The organism is Psychrobacter sp. TB55-MNA-CIBAN-0194 (genome assembly GCF_040309505.1).
GTDB classification, from domain to species: Bacteria; Pseudomonadota; Gammaproteobacteria; order Pseudomonadales; family Moraxellaceae; genus Psychrobacter; species Psychrobacter fozii.
Genome location: NZ_JBEOOW010000808.1, coordinates 1 through 235, shown reverse-complemented (window position 1 = coordinate 235; position 235 = coordinate 1). Strand labels below are relative to the sequence as shown.

General features: G+C 41.7%; 1 protein-coding gene. It reads left to right on the top strand.

All coding sequences use genetic code 11. The annotated features are described in order from the left end of the window. Nucleotides 1–235 (top strand): ABC transporter transmembrane domain-containing protein (locus AAEY75_RS17175; protein ID WP_352260392.1); only part of this gene is annotated, 235 nt, incomplete at both ends.

Below are 235 nucleotides of genomic sequence, written 5' to 3'. Positions count from 1 at the left end.
GCTTATGCCATGGGCTTTAAAAGAAATAATTGATGCGGTTGATAAATCAATTAACCCGCTACTGCTCGTCCCAACCTTATTACTCGTTATGTACGGCGCACTGCGATTTGCCAGCGTGTTTTTAGGTGAAGTACGCGATGCTGTATTTTCTCGAGTCACCGAGCATGCCATGCGTGATATTGGCCTTAAAGTATTTAAACATTTGCATTCGTTAGATTTAGCCTTTCATTTAGAC